This window comes from Streptomyces sp. NBC_01635, from assembly GCF_045209715.1.
In the GTDB taxonomy this organism is placed as follows: domain Bacteria; phylum Actinomycetota; class Actinomycetes; order Streptomycetales; family Streptomycetaceae; genus Streptomyces; species Streptomyces hirsutus.
In genome coordinates this window covers 2,530,180-2,545,171 of the sequence record NZ_CP109277.1, presented here as the reverse complement: position 1 = coordinate 2,545,171, position 14,992 = coordinate 2,530,180, and the positions used below count along the sequence as shown (strand labels likewise).

Below are 14,992 nucleotides of genomic sequence, written 5' to 3'. Positions count from 1 at the left end.
AAGAGGTCAGTCGTGGGAGTGGAGGGGCTTGCCCGCGAGGGCCAGGTGCGCCTCGCCGAGCGCCTCGTTCTGCGTCGGGTGGGCGTGGACCAGCTGGGCGACCTCGGCAGGCAGCGCCTCCCAGTTGTAGATCAGCTGGGCTTCGCCCACCTGCTCGCCCATACGGTCGCCGACCATGTGGACGCCGACCACCGCACCGTCCTTGACCTGGACGAGCTTGATCTCGCCCGCGGTCTTGAGGATCTTGCTCTTGCCGTTGCCCGCCAGGTTGTACTTCAGGGCGACGACCTTGTCCGCGCCGTAGATCTCCTTGGCCTTGGCCTCGGTGATGCCGACGGAGGCGACCTCCGGGTGGCAGTACGTCACCCGCGGCACGCCGTCGTAGTCGACCGGGACGGTCTTCAGACCGGCCAGCCGCTCCGCCACCAGCATGCCCTCGGCGAAGCCGACGTGCGCGAGCTGGAGCGTCGGGACGAGGTCGCCGACCGCGGAGATCGTCGGGACGTTGGTCCGCATGTACTCGTCGACCAGGACGTAGCCGCGGTCCATGGCGACCCCGGCCTCCTCGTAGCCCAGGCCCTGCGAGACCGGGCCGCGGCCGATGGCGACGAGCAGGACCTCGGCCTCGAACTCCTTGCCGTCGGCGAGGGTGACCTTCACGCCGTCCTGGGTGTACTCGGCCTTCTGGAAGAAGGTGCCCAGGTTGAACTTGATGCCCCGCTTGCGGAACGCCCGCTCCAGCAGCTTCGAGCTGTTCTCGTCCTCGACCGGGACGAGGTGCTTGAGGCCCTCGACGATGGTGACCTCGGTGCCGAACGACTTCCACGCGGAGGCGAACTCGACGCCGATGACGCCGCCGCCCAGCACGATCGCGGACTTCGGCACACGGTCCAGGACGAGGGCGTGGTCGGAGGAGATGATCCGGTTGCCGTCGATCTCCAGGCCCGGCAGCGACTTCGGCACGGAGCCGGTCGCCAGCAGGACGTGGCGGCCCTCGACCCGCCGGCCGTTCACATCGACGGAGGTCGGCGACGACAGCCGGCCCTCACCCTCGATGTAGGTCACCTTGCGGGAAGCGATCAGACCCTGCAGGCCCTTGTACAGGCCCGAGATCACGTCGTCCTTGTACTTGTTGACGGCCGCCATGTCGATGCCCTCGAAGGTGGCCTTCACACCGAACTGCTCGCTCTCGCGGGCCTGGTCGGCGACCTCGCCCGCGTGCAGCAGGGCCTTGGTGGGGATGCACCCGTTGTGCAGGCAGGTACCGCCGACCTTGTCCTTCTCGATCAGGGCGACGTCCAGGCCCAGCTGCGCCCCGCGCAGGGCCGCGGCATAACCACCGCTGCCACCGCCGAGGATCACTAGGTCGAAAACAGTGCTGGCGTCGTTCGCCACGTCACGTCCTCCATGCATGTGCGCCACGCCGGTCTCCAGCGACCGGTCGGCGGCTGGTGTCCGGCCGCTCTTTTGCCTTCGGCCCTTCGGTGGGGCCCTGTCCTGCCGAGCCCTATCCTCGCACTTGTCGACGCGGAACGAGACGTGGGGCGGCGGTGTGAGGCGTCCCACGTTCGAACACCCGCCCGTCGCAGGCACGGTGAGTACGTGCGACGGCCCGTACGACACGCCCCCGCGGCATGACACGGCAGGGCAGGGCACGGCAGGGCGTGACCCGGTCGGCGGTCGGCGGGGCCCCGTCCTGTCCGCGCACGGGGTCCCGCCGGCGACCGGTCGGCTCAGCCCAGCTCGCCGGCCGCCGTCTGCTCCGCGAGGCGGACCAGCGTCCGTACCGCCGAACCCGTACCGCCCTTGGGGGTGTAGCCGAAGGGGCCGCCCTCGTTGAAGGCCGGTCCCGCGATGTCGAGGTGGGCCCAGGTGATGCCCTCGCCGACGAACTCGCGCAGGAAGAGACCGGCGACGAGTCCGCCGCCCATCCGCTCGCCCATGTTCGCGATGTCGGCGACGGTCGAGTCCATCCCCTTGCGCAGGTGCTCCGGCAGCGGCATCGGCCAGGCGGGCTCGCCGACCTCCTCGGCGGCCTCCAGCACCGCGGCGCGGAAGGTGTCGTCGTTCGCCATGATGCCGAAGGTGCGGTTGCCCAGCGCCAGGACCATCGCGCCGGTCAGCGTCGCGACGTCCACGATCGCGTCGGGCTTCTCCTCCGAGGCCGCCCACAGCGCGTCCGCGAGGACCAGCCGGCCCTCGGCGTCGGTGTTGAGCACCTCCACCGTCTTGCCGCTGTACATGCGCAGCACGTCACCCGGACGAGTGGCGGAACCCGAGGGCATGTTTTCGGCCAGGGCCAGCCAGCCGGTGACGTTGACCGCGAGGCCGAGACGGGCGGCGGCGACGACCGCGGCGAACACGGCGGCGGCACCGCTCATGTCGCACTTCATCGTCTCGTTGTGCCCGGCCGGCTTCAGCGAGATGCCACCCGAGTCGTACGTGATGCCCTTGCCGACGAAGGCGAGGTGCTTCTTCGCCTTGGCGGAGGTGTACGACAGCTTCACCAGCCGCGGACCCGCCGCCGAGCCGGCGCCCACGCCGAGGATGCCGCCGTGGCCACCCTTGGCCAGCGCCTTCTCGTCGAGCACCTGCACCTTGATGCCGTGCTCCTTGGCCGCGGCCTGCGCGACGGCGGCGAACGCCTCGGGGTCGAGGTCGTTGGGCGGGGTGTTGATCAGGTCGCGGGCCCGGTTGAGCTCCTCGGCGACCGCGGTGGCACGCTCCACGGCCGCCTTGAACGCCTTGTCCCGGGCCGGCACGCCGGCCAGTACGGCCTCGGCGAGCGGCGTCCTGCGGTCCTTCTTCTTGTTCTTGCCGCCGTTGTCGTCGCTGTTCTTGTAGGCGTCGAAGGAGTACGCGCCGAGCAGCGCGCCCTCGGCGACCGCGCCGGCGTCGGCGGCGTCCGTCATCGGGAGGGCGAAGACGGCCTTCTTGGAGCCGGACAGGGCGCGGGCGGCCACGCCGGCCGCCCGGCGCAGCGCCTCGGTGTCGGGGGCGGCGTCCTTCTCGGGCTGGGCGCCCAGGCCCACCGCGACCACGAGCGGCGTCTTGAAGCCGGTCGGTGCGGGGAGCTTCGTCACCTCACCCTCGGCGCCGGACGCGCCGAGGGTCTCCAGGACGCCGGCGAGCCTGCCGTCGTAGGCCTTGTCCACGTCTTCGGCGCCCGGTACGACGACCGGGCCCCCGGCCGCGGACGCAGTGCCCTTGGCGACACCGATCACGATCGCGTCGGCCCGCAGGCCGGGCAACGCGGCGGTGCTGAGAGTGAGAGCAGTCACGGTGGTGAATTCTCGCTTCCGATGTGAAGTTGCTGTGGCCGAAAGGTGTGGGTCGACCGGCCCGGCGCCGACCCTAACGACGACCTGACGGTACGGTCTCGGCGGGGCCGTCCCCGGTACGGCGACACTCCGGACGAGACTACGCGCGTCTGCGTGTCCACTCCCTCACCCGGGTCTTCACCGATTGTTGACGTGGCGGTCATCGTCGGAGCCCCGCCCGCGGACCGCCGGACGGCGGCGAAGACGAGAGACGCCCATGAGACGCCCCACAGGACTGCTCGCCGCGCCACTCGCCCTGTGCGCGCTGCTGCTGCTCGCGGGCTGCGTCCCGGGACCGGACCCGGGGTCCGGCTCCGGTGCCGGGCGGAGCGACGGCCCTCGCTGGCAGCCGCGTCCCGGCACCGACTGGCAGTGGCAGCTCAGCGGACGCCTCGACACCTCCGTCGACGTACCGGTCTACGACATCGACGGGTTCGACCACTCCGGGGACACGGTCGCGCGGCTGCACCGCGACGGCCGGAAGGTCATCTGCTACCTGTCCACGGGCGCCTGGGAGGACTTCCGCCCCGACGCCGGCGACTTCCCCGACGAGGTGATCGGCCGCGGCAACGGCTGGCAGGGCGAGCGCTGGCTCGACATCCGGCGCACCGACGTCCTGGAACCGATCATGGCAGAGCGGTTCGACATGTGCCGCGACAAGGGCTTCGACGCGGTGGAGCCGGACAACATGGACGGCTACCGCAACCGCACCGGGTTCCCGCTCACCGCGGCCGACCAGCTCCGCTACAACCGCCTGATCGCCCGGCTCGCCCACGAACGCGGCCTGGCCGTCGGCCTGAAGAACGACCTGGACCAGATTCCGCAGCTGGTCGGCGACTACGACTTCGCGGTCAACGAGCAGTGCGCCCAGTACGGCGAGTGCGAGGAACTCACCCCGTTCGTCGAGGCCGGCAAGGCCGTCTTCCACGCCGAGTACGAACTGCCCGCCGACCGCTTCTGCGCGGACTCCCGGCGGCTGGGGCTGAGTTCCCTGCTGAAGAAGTACGAACTGGGGGCCTGGCGCCGAGCCTGCTGAAGCCCGTACCGGAGGGGTCCCGGGGCGTCGTGGACGGTTCAGCCCAGCGCGGCGACGACGAGGACGGTCGTCGCCGCGGTCTCCGTCAGCGCGCCGAACACATCGCCGGTGACTCCGCCGAAGCGGCGGACGCAGTGCCGCAGGAGGAGTTCCGCGGCCGCGGCCGACAGCAGCACCGCGAGGACGGTACGGACGACGCCGTCCGCGCCGAGGAGGGCGCCCCCGGCCGCCGAGGCCCCGGTCACCGCGAGCCCGACCGCCACGGCACCCGCCCGCGGGACGACCCCGGCGACCGCGGCGCCCAGCCCTTCCGGGCGGGCGGGCGGCACCCCGGTGCGGGCGGCGAGGGTGAGGACGAGCCGGGCCGCGACCGCCGCGACCACGGCGGCGAGCGCACCCCGGGCCCAGGAGTCGCCGTACGCCTGGGCCAGCGCGGCCACTTGGGCCAGCAGCACCAGGACGAGGGTGAGCACGCCGAACGGTCCGATGTCCGACTGCTTCATGATCCGCAGCGCGTCCTCGGCCGGCTTGCCGCTGCCGAGCCCGTCCGCGACGTCGGCCAGCCCGTCGAGGTGCAGCCCGCGCGTGAGGACGGCGGGTACGGCGACGGTGGCGACGGCGGCGAGCGGCGCGCCCGCGCCGAGGAACAGCAGCAGGAGTCCGGCGGCGGCGGCCACGGCGCCCACCATCAGCCCGGTGAGCGGGGCGCACAGCATGCCGCCGCGCGCGGCCGGGCGGTCCCAGCGGGTCACCCGGACCGGGAACACGGTCAGGGTGCCGAAGGCGAAGCGCAGACCGTCGGACAGCGAGGTGGGGGAGGGTGCGGGCACCGGCGCAGGTTACCCGGTGGTCAGCAGGGCGCCCCGGGCAGCCGTGGATAAAGTGCGCTTATGGGGCATTGGTTGCAGCGGAACATCATCGAGCCGGGCAAACTGCCGCTGCTTCTCGCACTCGCCGCCTTCGTCCTCACCTTCGTGATCACCCGGACCGTCACCCGGTTGATCCGGGCCGGCAGGGGCCCCTTCGGCAACGTCGAGGCGGGCGGTCTGCACATCCACCACGTCGTGCCCGGCGTGATCCTCACGGTCGTCGGCGGTTTCGGCGCGGTGGCGGGCGGCCGGAACGGCTTCGGGTCGGCGCTCAGTGCGGTCGTCTTCGGTATCGGTGCCGGTCTGGTCCTGGACGAGTTCGCGCTGATCCTGCACCTCGACGACGTCTACTGGACCGAGGCGGGCCGGCAGAGCGTCGAGGTGGTCGTCCTCACCGCCGCCCTGGTCGGGCTGGTGCTGGCCGGGTTCTCCCCGTTCGGGGTCAACGACCTCAGCGAGGACGAACTCCAGAACCGCGCCGGCGTCGCCCTGAACGTCGCGGGCAACTTCCTCTTCTCGCTCATCGCCCTGAGCAAGGGCAAGGCGAGGATCGCCGTGTTCGGCGTGATCGTCCCCGTCATCGCCGTGTTCGGCGCGCTGCGCCTGGCCCGTCCCGGTTCCCCGTGGTCCAGACGCTTCTACCGGAACAGGCCCCGCGCCCGCGCGAAAGCAGTCCTCCGCGCCTACCACCACGACCTCCGCTGGTCGGCGCCCCGCCGCGCCGTCCAGGACTGGATCGGCGGCAGACCCGACCCCGACCCGCCCCGCCCCGTCGAACGCGGGTGACCGGTCGAACGCGGGTGACGGACGGGGCGGAGGGCTTGCCCCGGGGCGCGGCCCTTCGCCCGGTACGGACGCGGGCCGCCCGGAACGTCTCCCCGGGGGCGGAGCCGACGAGTGCCCGGCGGAAAGACTTCCCGCCGCTGCGGCCGGGGCCGGCCCGCCATGTCGGTCCGGGGCCGGGGCCGCTCCCCGCTCCGTCGAACGCGGGCGACGGAACGGGGCGTCGCTTCGGGAGCGGTCGCTCGGGACGTACGGGGACGGCTACTCGGGCTTCGGCGCTTCCGAGGTCTCCGGCTCCTTCGTCAGGTCCGCCGCGGCCGGCCGCTCCGAGGATTCCGGCGCCTCCGGGCCCTTTGCGGTCTCCGGCGCCTCCGACTCCTTCGGGCGTTCCGGCAGTTCCGCGGCCAGGGCGGCCGCCGCCTGGACCAGGGGGAGGGCCAGGAGGCCGCCCGTGCCCTCGCCCACGGTGACGCCGTGGGCGAGCAGCGGTTCCAGCGCCATCCGGTCCAGCGCCTTGGCCTGGCCCGGCTCACCGCTGTCGTGCGAGGCCAGCCACCAGTCCGGCGCCCGGAACGCGATCCGCTGCGCCACCAGCGCGCACGACGCCGTCACGACCCCGTCGAGCACGACCGGCATCTTCCGTACCGCGGCCTGCAGCAGGAAGCCCGTCATCGCGGTGAGATCGGCCCCGCCCACCGTCGCCAGCAGCCGCAGCTGGTCGCCGAGCACGGGCCGGGCCCGCCGCAGCGCGTCACGGATCGCCGCGCACTTGCGCATCCAGGCCAGGTCGTCGATCGCCAGCCCGCCGCGCCCGGTGACCACGGACGCGTCCGTCCCGCACAGCGCGCCCACCAACACCCCCGCCGCCGTGGTCCCGCCCACGCTCACATCGCCGAGCACCACCAGGTCCGTACCGGAGTCGGCCTCCTCGTCGGCCAGCGCGACCCCGGTCCGGAACGCCGCCTCGGCCTCCTCGGGGCTCAGTGCGTCCTCGACGTCGATCCGTCCGCTGCCGCGCCGCACCCGGTGCCGTACGACGTCCTCGGGCAGGGTGTCCGGGTCGCAGTCCAGGGCCATGTCGACCACCCGCACCGGCACCCCGAGCCGCCGGGCCAGCACGGACACCGGACGGCCGCCCTCCAGCACCTCGCGCACCAGCTCCCCGGCGCTGCCCGCGGGCCGTGCCGAGACACCCTGCCGGGCGATCCCGTGATCACCGGCGAAGAGGACGACCCGCGGCCGTTCGACCGGTCGCACCGGCACCGCGGACTGCGCGGCGGCCAGCCACTCGCCCAGTTCGTCGAGGCGGCCCAGCGACCCGGGCGGCACGATCTGGCGCTCGCGGCGCGCCTCCGCGTCACGGCGCACCCCGCCGTCCGGACGCTCGATCAGATCGGTGAAGTCGTCGAGATTAAGCGCGCTCATTCGCCGAACAGTACCGGCCCGGATCGAACACGCCGGAGCTCTGGGGCCCGTCGCCGGCATCCCGCCCACCGGGCGACGCCACCCCGGCGTCGTTGCGCCCGGGATCGGCATCCGATCCGTAACGTTTTGCAAGGGAATGTCGCCGCCGTCCGCCCGACCGTTCATCGGTGCACCGAGTCCGTTCCGCCTGCTCCACCCGTTCCGCCCACGCCTCTCCCGCCCCCGCCCGCCCCGCCCGACTCACCCGGAGCCGCCATGTCCGAACCCGACGCGCCCGCCGCCGTCCCGTCGTCCGCCGTCCCGTCGTCCGCCGTCCCGTCGTCCGCCGCCCCCCGCGCTCCGGTGGTCCCCGCCCAGCAGGCCTCCGTGCGGGTGCACGAGCCGCGCCGCGAAGACTGCCCCTGGTGCGGCTCCACGCGGCTGCGCAACCGGCTGCGCACCGGTGACCTGCGGCGGCACCGGCCGGGGCGGTTCACCGTCGACGCGTGCCGAGAATGCGGCCACACCTTCCAGAACCCCCGGCTCACCGCCGAGGGCCTGGCCTTCCATCGCCGGACGTCGCGCGGAGCCCCCCGGGACACCGTCACCGACCACGTCCTCGCGCTGCGCGACGCCCCGCGCCGCCGCCGGGCCACGGCCCGCGCGATGCTGCGCTTCGGCGAACCGGAGAGCTGGCTGGACGTCGGCACCGGACACGGCCGTTTCCCGGACACCGCGCAGGAGTTCTTCCCCTACACCGCCTTCGACGGCACCGACCTCACCGCGCGCGTCGAACGCGCCCGCGTCCTCGGCCGCGTCGAGGAGGCCCACATCGGCGCGCTGACGGACCCGAAGCTGCTGGCCCGGGTGGCGGCCCGCTACGACGTCGTCAGCCTGCTGCACCACCTCGAACACACCACCGACCCGCGGGCGGAACTCCGCGCCGCCCTGGACTGCCTGCGCCCCGGCGGCCACCTGCTCATCGAGACCCTGGACCCCAGGTGCGCGTTCGCCGCCCTGTTCGGCAACCGGTGGCTGTCCTACGACCAGCCCCGCCGGCTCCACCTGCTGCCGCCGCGCAACCTCCGGGACGAACTGGAGACGCTCGGCTGCGCGATCGTCACCACCAGGTCCGTCACCACCAGGTCCGTCGCCGCCGGGTCCGGCACGTCCAGGTCCGCCACCGCCAAGTCCAGGCACCGTGCCCTGTACGTCCCGTACGACCTGGCCGGCGCCGCCGCGCTGGCCCTCTCCCAGGCCCTGCCCGCCCCGGACGCCCCCTGGCGCGCGATCCCGCCGACCCCGTTCCAGCAGCAGGCGCGCGCCGTACTGCTGCGCGCGGGCGCCCCGTTGGTCGCCGTCGCGGCGCTGACGGACCTCGTGCTGGCGCCCGTCCTGCGGCACACCCCGTTCGCCAACGCGTACCGGATCATCGCGCGAAAGCCGACGGACTGACCCCGCCCCGGACCCGGACCCCGCCCAGGTCCCACCTGTTCACCCCCGGAGCACCAGTGCCTGGCCCGCCACCACCAGCAGCACCTGCTCGCACTCCTGGGCGAACGCCGCGTTCAGCCGCCCGAGTTCGTCCCGGTACCGGCGGCCGGACGCGGTGGCGGGGACGATGCCCGAGCCCACCTCGTTGGACACGGCGACCACGGTCCGCCGGGTCGCCCGCACCGCGTCCGTCAGCTCGCGCACCCGTTCCTTGAGCGCCCGTTCCCCGCCGCCCGCCCACTCCGCGTCGTCCCACGCCCCGACGGAGTCCATCGCGTCCGTCAGCCACAGCGACAGACAGTCCACCAGCAGCGGCGGCCCGTCGGCGCCCAGCAGCGGCACCAGGTCGCAGGTCTCCACGGTCCGCCACGACCCGGGCCGCCGCTCCTGATGGGCCGACACCCGGGCCGTCCACTCGGTGTCCCCGTTGCGGGACCCGCCCGTCGCGACGTACAGCACCTGGGGCAGGGACTCCAGCCGTCGCTCGGCCTCCACCGACTTGCCGGACCGGGCTCCGCCCAGGACCAGCGTCCGGCGCGGCAGGTCGGGGACGTGCTCGTAGGCGCCCACCTCCAGCGTGGTCCCGTCCGGCACGGCGCGTGCCCCGGCCGCCGCGAGCAGGCGCCGCTCCTCCGCACCCGGCGGCACGTCGTGGTCGAGGTGCACGGCGACGACGTCCGTCGTCGGCCCCACCGCGCCCACCGCCCGCAGCCGCGCCAGCGCGTCCGGGCGTCCCACGACGTCCAGCAGCACCATGGCGTACGGTTCGGCCGGCTCCTCCAGACCGGCCGGCGCCGTGCCCGGCGGCAGGTACAGCAGCCGCTGCCCGTCCGGACCGGTCACCGCGTACCCGGTGCCCGGCGCGTCCAGCGCCACCGCCCGCACCCGGTGGCCCGTCAGCAGCGCCAGCTCCCGCCCGTCCGGCACCCGGCCGGGCTGCGGCAGCCCGGCGGGCACCTCGACCGCGGGGCCGTCGTGCGGATGGGAGAGCAGCACCTGGCGCACCCCGCCCAGCGAGTGCCCCGCGCGGGCGGCGGCGAACGCCACGCCCGGCATCAGGTCGAGCAGCAGCGAGCCGTCCACGAGCAGCGAGGTCGCCGCGCGCGCGTACGGCCCGGCGGCGGACGCGCAGGCGGCGCAGGGACAGTCGGGGCGGGGCAGGCCCGCGGGGGCACCGGTGCCGAGCAGAGTGAGTTCCACGGACCCGATTTTCACCCCTCCCCACGGCTCCTGCGCGCCCGGCCGGGCACGGTCACCGATGATCCCCCGAATCATCCGCCGGACAGGCTCTAGGCTCTGCTCCAGGAGCCGGACCATGATCCGGCTCCTGTCGTGCAGGTGCTCATACCCACGGAGGCGTACATGGCGGCATGGACGTGGCGGTTCGAGAAGGCCGACGGGACGCAGGTCGAGCCCGCGGTGACACCGGAGGACTTCACCACGCAGGGGGACGCCGAGTCCTGGATCGGGGAGAACTGGAAGGCCCTGGTGGAGGGCGGCGCCGACCAGGTGCGGCTGCTGGAGGACACCACGGAGATCTACGGGCCGATGAGCCTGCACGCGGAAGAGGCGTGAACCCGCGGACGTGAGGCCCCGGACGTGAGAATCCGGACGTGAGAATCCGGACGTGAGAATCCGGGCGAGGGCGACGTGGCGCATCGGGCGGGGGCTCTGGCCCTCGCCCGTCCCGCGTCCGCTCAGCCCCGTACGCCGCACAGGTGGAGCAGTGACGCCACCCCGCGGTAGGGGTCCGTCCGGCCGGCCCGCTCCTCGACCGCGAGGAGCGTCGTCAGGTCGTCGGGACAGCCGAGGCCGTGCGCGACGTGCGCCCCGTCCACCGCCGTGTCCGTGAAGACCCGCACCCCGTACCAGGTGTGCAGCGGCGCCCCGAGCCCCGCGAGCGTCGCGGTGAGGTCCGCCAGCCGGTCGGCCCGCGCCCCGGCATCCGAGTCGTCCGCAGGGCGCGGCGTGTCGAACGCGGCCAGCGCCCCGGCCCAGTCGCCGCGCAGGCCGGCCCGCATCGCCGGCGCGTCGCCGTTGCGCACCAGCAGCGACAGCAGGCCGTCGGGCGCGAGCATCCGGGCCAGCCCCGCCACCAGCGGGTCCGGCTCCGCCACGTGCATGAGTACGCCGTGGCAGAGCACCACGTCGAAGCTGCCCGGCAGGAAGTGCACCCCGGTGTCGCGGCCGTCGCCCTCGACGACCCGCACCCGCTCCCGGATGCCCTCGGGCTCCCCGGCGAGCGCCGCGCGCGCGGCGGAGATCATCTCCGCGTCCCGCTCCAGACCGGTCACCTGGTGGCCGGCCCGCGCCAGGCGCAGTGCCTGTGCGCCGCGGCCCATGCCGACGTCCAGCACGCGCAGCCGTCGCCCGACCGGGAACCGTCCCACTATCTGCTCGTCGAGCTGGCGGGCCGTCAGTTCCTGCCGTACGACTTCCCGCAGGTCGTCGGACGGCCCGCCCTGACCGGGCGAGGCCTGCGCGGGCACCGTCGCCAGTGCCGCGCCGTCGACGAACGGCGTGGTGCTCAGGGCCGCTCCCCGCGCTTGACCTGGGGCTTGGGCAGACGCAGTCGGCGCATCTGCAGCGAGCGCATCAGCGCGTAGGCGACGGCGCCGCGGCGCTTGTCGTCGGGGAAGCGCTCGGCCAGCCGCTTCTTCAGCCGGAAGCCGGTCACGGTGGAGTCGAGCACGATCATCACGATCACGACGAGCCACAGCAGCAGCGCGGCGTTCTGCAGCTGGGGCACCCGGATCATGCTCAGCACCAGGATGATCACCGCCATCGGCAGGAAGTACTCCGCGATGTTGAACCGCGAGTCGACGTAGTCACGCGCGAACCGGCGCACCGGCCCCTTGTCGCGAGCGGGCAGGTAACGCTCGTCCCCGCTGGCCAGCGCCTGGCGCTGGCGCTCCATCGCGGCACGGCGCTCGTCACGCTGCCGCTTGGCGGCCTCCTTGCGCGTCATCGACGTATTGGCCACGCTGCGCCGCTGGGTCTGGGCCTGGCTGCGCTTGGGCGTGGGACGGCCCTTGGGGGCCTCCGGGTGGCGGATCTGCTTGGAGTCGGTCACCGTCGCCTTGTCGGCGTGGGCCTTCTCTTCCTTGGCACGGCTACGGAACACAAAACCCAAGGGTACGGGGTACCCGGGGTTGGACCCCAGCCCCGGGGGGAACGATCCGGCAACACCGCGCGTCCGTAGAGGACAGACAGAGGGGGCGTTGTGTGCGACTTGGGGCGGGTTGTCCGGCCGGCACCCGGGGATCACCTACTCCCTGCGCCGGACCGGGAGGATACGCAGTCGTCCTTGGGGATGAGCGCATCCGCCCCTGGACAGTGCGGTAATGGATGCAGGGCCCGTACTGTGGGTTCTGTCGCAGAAGTGTGAGCCGGAGTCCGTCAGAAGGGGGCGCGCGAAGCCCATGAGCGGTGTCATGAAGCGTATGGGGATGATCTTCCGCGCGAAGGCGAACAAGGCCCTGGACCGGGCCGAGGATCCGCGCGAGACCCTCGATTACTCGTACCAGAAACAGCTGGAGCTGCTCCAGAAGGTCCGCCGGGGCGTCGCCGACGTGGCGACCAGCCGCAAGCGCCTGGAGCTCCAGCTCAACCAGCTGCAGTCCCAGTCCTCCAAGCTGGAGGACCAGGGCCGCAAGGCGCTCGCGCTGGGCCGTGAGGACCTCGCCCGCGAGGCCCTCTCCCGCCGCGCCGCCCTCCAGCAGCAGGTGACGGACCTGGAGACGCAGCATTCGACGCTCCAGGGCGAGGAGGAGAAGCTCACCCTCGCGGCCCAGCGGCTCCAGGCCAAGGTCGACGCCTTCCGCACCAAGAAGGAGACCATCAAGGCCACGTACACGGCGGCGCAGGCACAGACCCGGATCGGCGAGGCCTTCTCCGGCATCTCCGAGGAGATGGGCGACGTCGGGCTGGCGATCCAGCGGGCCGAGGACAAGACCGCCCAGCTCCAGGCGCGGGCCGGCGCCATCGACGAGCTGCTCGCCTCCGGCGCCCTCGACGACCAGTCCGGCATGCACAAGGACGACATCCAGGCCGAGCTGGACCGGCTCTCCGGTGGTACGGACGTGGAGCTGGAACTGCAGCGCATGAAGGCCGAGCTGGCCGGCGGCCCCTCCGGGGAGAAGCAGGCCATCGAGGGCGGCAGCGAGCAGTCCCGGGCCCAGCAGCAGCCGCAGGACACCCCGCGGTTCGACAAGCAGTGACCGCCGCACGGGACACCGTGCCGACGACGACCGAGCCCCCGCCAGGGCGGCTCAGGAGGCCGACATGATCGTACGGATCATGGGGGAGGGGCAGGTGGCTCTGGCCGAGAGCCACCTCGCCGAGCTGGACAAACTCGACGAGGAGCTCCTCGCCGAGATGGACAACGGCGACGGCCCCGGCTTCCGCCGCACCCTCACCGCCCTGCTGAACAGGGTCCACGAGCTCGGCGAACCGCTGCCGGACGACTTCCTGGAACCCTCCGACCTCATCCTCCCCTCCCCGGACGCGACCATCGAGGAGGTCCGGGAGCTGCTCAGCGACGACGGCGACGGACTGATCCCGGGCACGGACGACGGACTGATCCCGGGCGCATGAGCCCCCGGCCCGCCGGGCCACCCACGGCCGTACCGCTCGCACGCACAGCGTTCGCACGCATACCGCTCACACCGGAACCGTTCGCATCCGAACCGTTCACCGTGGGCCCGTTCACGGCAGGTGCGGCTCTCACCACCGATCCGCCGCCGGCCCGTCCCCCGCACGCTTCCGCGACCCCGTACGGTGAACGGTCGTGAGTACCTTCCAGCGCGCCCGGCGCCGGCTGCGCGCGCACCCCTTCGCCCTGGACGCGGCCCTGGCCGCGGGCGTCCTGGTGTGCATCGTGGCCGGGTCCCTCGTGGAGCCGCACGGCCCCGACGGCGTCACCTGGGCGCTGCGCACGCCCGACGCGCTCAGCCTGGTCCTCATGGTGCTCGGCGCCGCCGCGCTCGTCCTCCGGCGCCGGGCGCCCCTCGCGGTCCTCGCCTTCACCGGCGGGGTCTCCCTGGTGGAGTCCGTCACCGGCGACCCCCGCGCCCCGGTCGCGATGTGCGTGGTCGTCGCGCTCTACACCGTCGCCTCCGCCACCGACCGCCCCACCACCTGGCGGGTCGGCCTGCTCACCATGACCGTCCTCACCGGCGCCGCCATGATCGCCGGCCCGCTGCCCTGGTACGCCCAGGAGAACCTGGCGATCCTCGCCTGGACCGGGATCGGCGCCACCGCCGGGGACGCCGTCCGCAGCCGCCGTGCCTTCGTCCAGGCCATCAGGGAACGCGCCGAGCGGGCCGAACGCACCCGCGAGGAGGAGGCCCGTCGCCGCGTCGCCGAGGAACGCCTGCGCATCGCCCGCGACCTGCACGACGTCGTCGCCCACCACATCGCCCTGGTCAACGTCCAGGCCGGGGTCGCCGCCCACGTCATGGACAAGCGGCCCGACCAGGCCAAGGAGGCCCTCGCCCACGTCCGCGAGGCCAGCCGCTCGGCGCTCGGCGAACTGCGGGCCACCGTCGGCCTGCTGCGCCAGTCCGGCGACCCCGAGGCCCCCACCGAGCCCGCCCCCGGACTGGACCGCCTCGACGACCTCGCCGGCACCTTCCGCAACGCCGGCCTGCGGGTCCTGGTCGCCCGCGAGGACCAGCGCCCGGACCACGCCCCCGCGCTGCCCGCCGCTGTCGACCTGGCCGCCTACCGGGTCGTCCAGGAGGCACTCACCAACGTCCAGAAGCACGCCGGCGCCGAGGCGAAGGCCGAGGTCAGCGTCGTCCGGGTGGGTCCGCACCTCGAGATCACCGTCCTCGACGACGGCACCGGCAACGGTGGCGGCCGACGCGAAGCCCCCGACGGCACGGGCACGGACACGGGCAGCGGCAACGGCGGCGGCCACGGTCTGCTCGGCATGCGGGAACGCGTCACCGCCCTGCGCGGCACCCTCACCACCGGCCCCCGCTACGGCGGCGGCTTCCGCGTCCATGCGATCCTGCCCGTCGAGACCCACACGTCCGCGGCCCAGGACGGTCCGTGACCCGTTCGCGGTCCAGGACGGCCCG

The 14,992-nt window shown here is 73.6% G+C and carries 14 protein-coding genes; 7 read left to right on the top strand and 7 right to left on the bottom strand.

All coding sequences use genetic code 11. The features are described from left to right. Nucleotides 1-6: 6 nt before the first annotated feature. Both lpdA and OHB56_RS12015 read right to left on the bottom strand, forming a co-directional pair. Nucleotides 7-1,395: a dihydrolipoyl dehydrogenase gene (gene lpdA, locus OHB56_RS12020; RefSeq protein WP_055593015.1), complete on the bottom strand. Its 1,389-nt coding sequence runs from the start codon at nt 1,393-1,395 to the stop codon at nt 7-9. A 338-nt stretch (nt 1,396-1,733) separates the two neighbouring features. Beyond that, complete coding sequence (locus tag OHB56_RS12015) at nt 1,734-3,281, bottom strand: leucyl aminopeptidase (RefSeq protein WP_326752259.1); 1,548 nt, start codon at nt 3,279-3,281, stop codon at nt 1,734-1,736. Nucleotides 3,282-3,537: 256 nt separating this feature from the next. Here OHB56_RS12015 and OHB56_RS12010 point away from each other — a divergent pair, with 256 nt between their 5' ends. Further along, on the top strand, nt 3,538-4,356 hold the full coding sequence (locus OHB56_RS12010; RefSeq protein WP_406353130.1) for an endo alpha-1,4 polygalactosaminidase: 819 nt from the start codon (nt 3,538-3,540) through the stop codon (nt 4,354-4,356). Nucleotides 4,357-4,394: 38 nt separating this feature from the next. Here OHB56_RS12010 and OHB56_RS12005 read toward each other — a convergent pair whose 3' ends face one another. Beyond that, on the bottom strand, nt 4,395-5,186 hold the full coding sequence (locus tag OHB56_RS12005) for an adenosylcobinamide-GDP ribazoletransferase (protein WP_406353128.1): 792 nt from the start codon (nt 5,184-5,186) through the stop codon (nt 4,395-4,397). Between the two features lie 60 nt (nt 5,187-5,246). On the opposite strand from OHB56_RS12005, the gene OHB56_RS12000 reads away from it, so the two are divergent. Next, entirely contained in the window at nt 5,247-6,011 is a 765-nt protein-coding gene (locus OHB56_RS12000; RefSeq protein WP_326752256.1) for a hypothetical protein, read from the top strand. A 258-nt stretch (nt 6,012-6,269) separates the two neighbouring features. Here the strand turns inward: OHB56_RS12000 and cobT are convergent, their stop codons facing one another. After that, on the bottom strand, nt 6,270-7,433 hold the full coding sequence (gene cobT, locus OHB56_RS11995; RefSeq protein ID WP_326752255.1) for a nicotinate-nucleotide--dimethylbenzimidazole phosphoribosyltransferase: 1,164 nt from the start codon (nt 7,431-7,433) through the stop codon (nt 6,270-6,272). A gap of 255 nt (nt 7,434-7,688) precedes the next feature. Here cobT and OHB56_RS11990 point away from each other — a divergent pair, with 255 nt between their 5' ends. Further along, the gene (locus OHB56_RS11990; protein ID WP_406353126.1) at nt 7,689-8,867 is read left to right on the top strand and encodes a methyltransferase domain-containing protein; all 1,179 of its coding nucleotides are present in this window, start codon (nt 7,689-7,691) and stop codon (nt 8,865-8,867) included. A 39-nt stretch (nt 8,868-8,906) separates the two neighbouring features. Here OHB56_RS11990 and OHB56_RS11985 read toward each other — a convergent pair whose 3' ends face one another. Continuing rightward, complete coding sequence (locus tag OHB56_RS11985; protein ID WP_406353125.1) at nt 8,907-10,106, bottom strand: bifunctional adenosylcobinamide kinase/adenosylcobinamide-phosphate guanylyltransferase; 1,200 nt, start codon at nt 10,104-10,106, stop codon at nt 8,907-8,909. Between the two features lie 162 nt (nt 10,107-10,268). Between OHB56_RS11985 and OHB56_RS11980 the strand changes: the two genes are divergently transcribed. Next, a complete protein-coding gene (locus OHB56_RS11980) occupies nt 10,269-10,481 on the top strand; it encodes a hypothetical protein (RefSeq protein WP_042173605.1) in 213 nt (70 codons plus the stop codon). 122 nt (nt 10,482-10,603) lie between these two features. On the opposite strand, the gene OHB56_RS11975 is transcribed toward OHB56_RS11980, so the two are convergent. Further along, a complete protein-coding gene (locus tag OHB56_RS11975) occupies nt 10,604-11,350 on the bottom strand; it encodes a class I SAM-dependent methyltransferase (RefSeq protein WP_406359012.1) in 747 nt (248 codons plus the stop codon). A gap of 83 nt (nt 11,351-11,433) precedes the next feature. After that, the gene (locus OHB56_RS11970; RefSeq protein WP_326756967.1) at nt 11,434-12,069 is read right to left on the bottom strand and encodes a DUF3043 domain-containing protein; all 636 of its coding nucleotides are present in this window, start codon (nt 12,067-12,069) and stop codon (nt 11,434-11,436) included. 271 nt (nt 12,070-12,340) lie between these two features. Here OHB56_RS11970 and OHB56_RS11965 point away from each other — a divergent pair, with 271 nt between their 5' ends. The 3 genes from OHB56_RS11965 (at nt 12,341) to OHB56_RS11955 (ending at nt 14,967) form a co-directional block, all read left to right on the top strand. After that, the gene (locus OHB56_RS11965) at nt 12,341-13,126 is read left to right on the top strand and encodes a PspA/IM30 family protein (RefSeq protein WP_326752252.1); all 786 of its coding nucleotides are present in this window, start codon (nt 12,341-12,343) and stop codon (nt 13,124-13,126) included. Nucleotides 13,127-13,190: 64 nt separating this feature from the next. Beyond that, on the top strand, nt 13,191-13,502 hold the full coding sequence (gene pspAA / locus OHB56_RS11960) for a PspA-associated protein PspAA (RefSeq protein ID WP_326752251.1): 312 nt from the start codon (nt 13,191-13,193) through the stop codon (nt 13,500-13,502). Between the two features lie 193 nt (nt 13,503-13,695). Then, entirely contained in the window at nt 13,696-14,967 is a 1,272-nt protein-coding gene (locus tag OHB56_RS11955; protein WP_326752250.1) for a histidine kinase, read from the top strand. The last annotated feature ends 25 nt before the right edge of the window (nt 14,968-14,992 follow it).

Excerpts from the sequence above, each read along its gene's own strand:
- OHB56_RS12010 (WP_406353130.1), top strand. The coding sequence starts at position 3,538 with ATGAGACGCCCCACAGGACTGCTCGCCGCGCCACTCGCCCTGTGCGCG.
- OHB56_RS12000 (WP_326752256.1), top strand. The coding sequence starts at position 5,247 with ATGGGGCATTGGTTGCAGCGGAACATCATCGAGCCGGGCAAACTGCCG.
- cobT (WP_326752255.1), bottom strand. The coding sequence starts at position 7,433 with ATGAGCGCGCTTAATCTCGACGACTTCACCGATCTGATCGAGCGTCCG.
- OHB56_RS11990 (WP_406353126.1), top strand. The coding sequence starts at position 7,689 with ATGTCCGAACCCGACGCGCCCGCCGCCGTCCCGTCGTCCGCCGTCCCG.
- OHB56_RS11980 (WP_042173605.1), top strand. The coding sequence starts at position 10,269 with ATGGCGGCATGGACGTGGCGGTTCGAGAAGGCCGACGGGACGCAGGTC.
- OHB56_RS11965 (WP_326752252.1), top strand. The coding sequence starts at position 12,341 with ATGAAGCGTATGGGGATGATCTTCCGCGCGAAGGCGAACAAGGCCCTG.
- pspAA (WP_326752251.1), top strand. The coding sequence starts at position 13,191 with ATGATCGTACGGATCATGGGGGAGGGGCAGGTGGCTCTGGCCGAGAGC.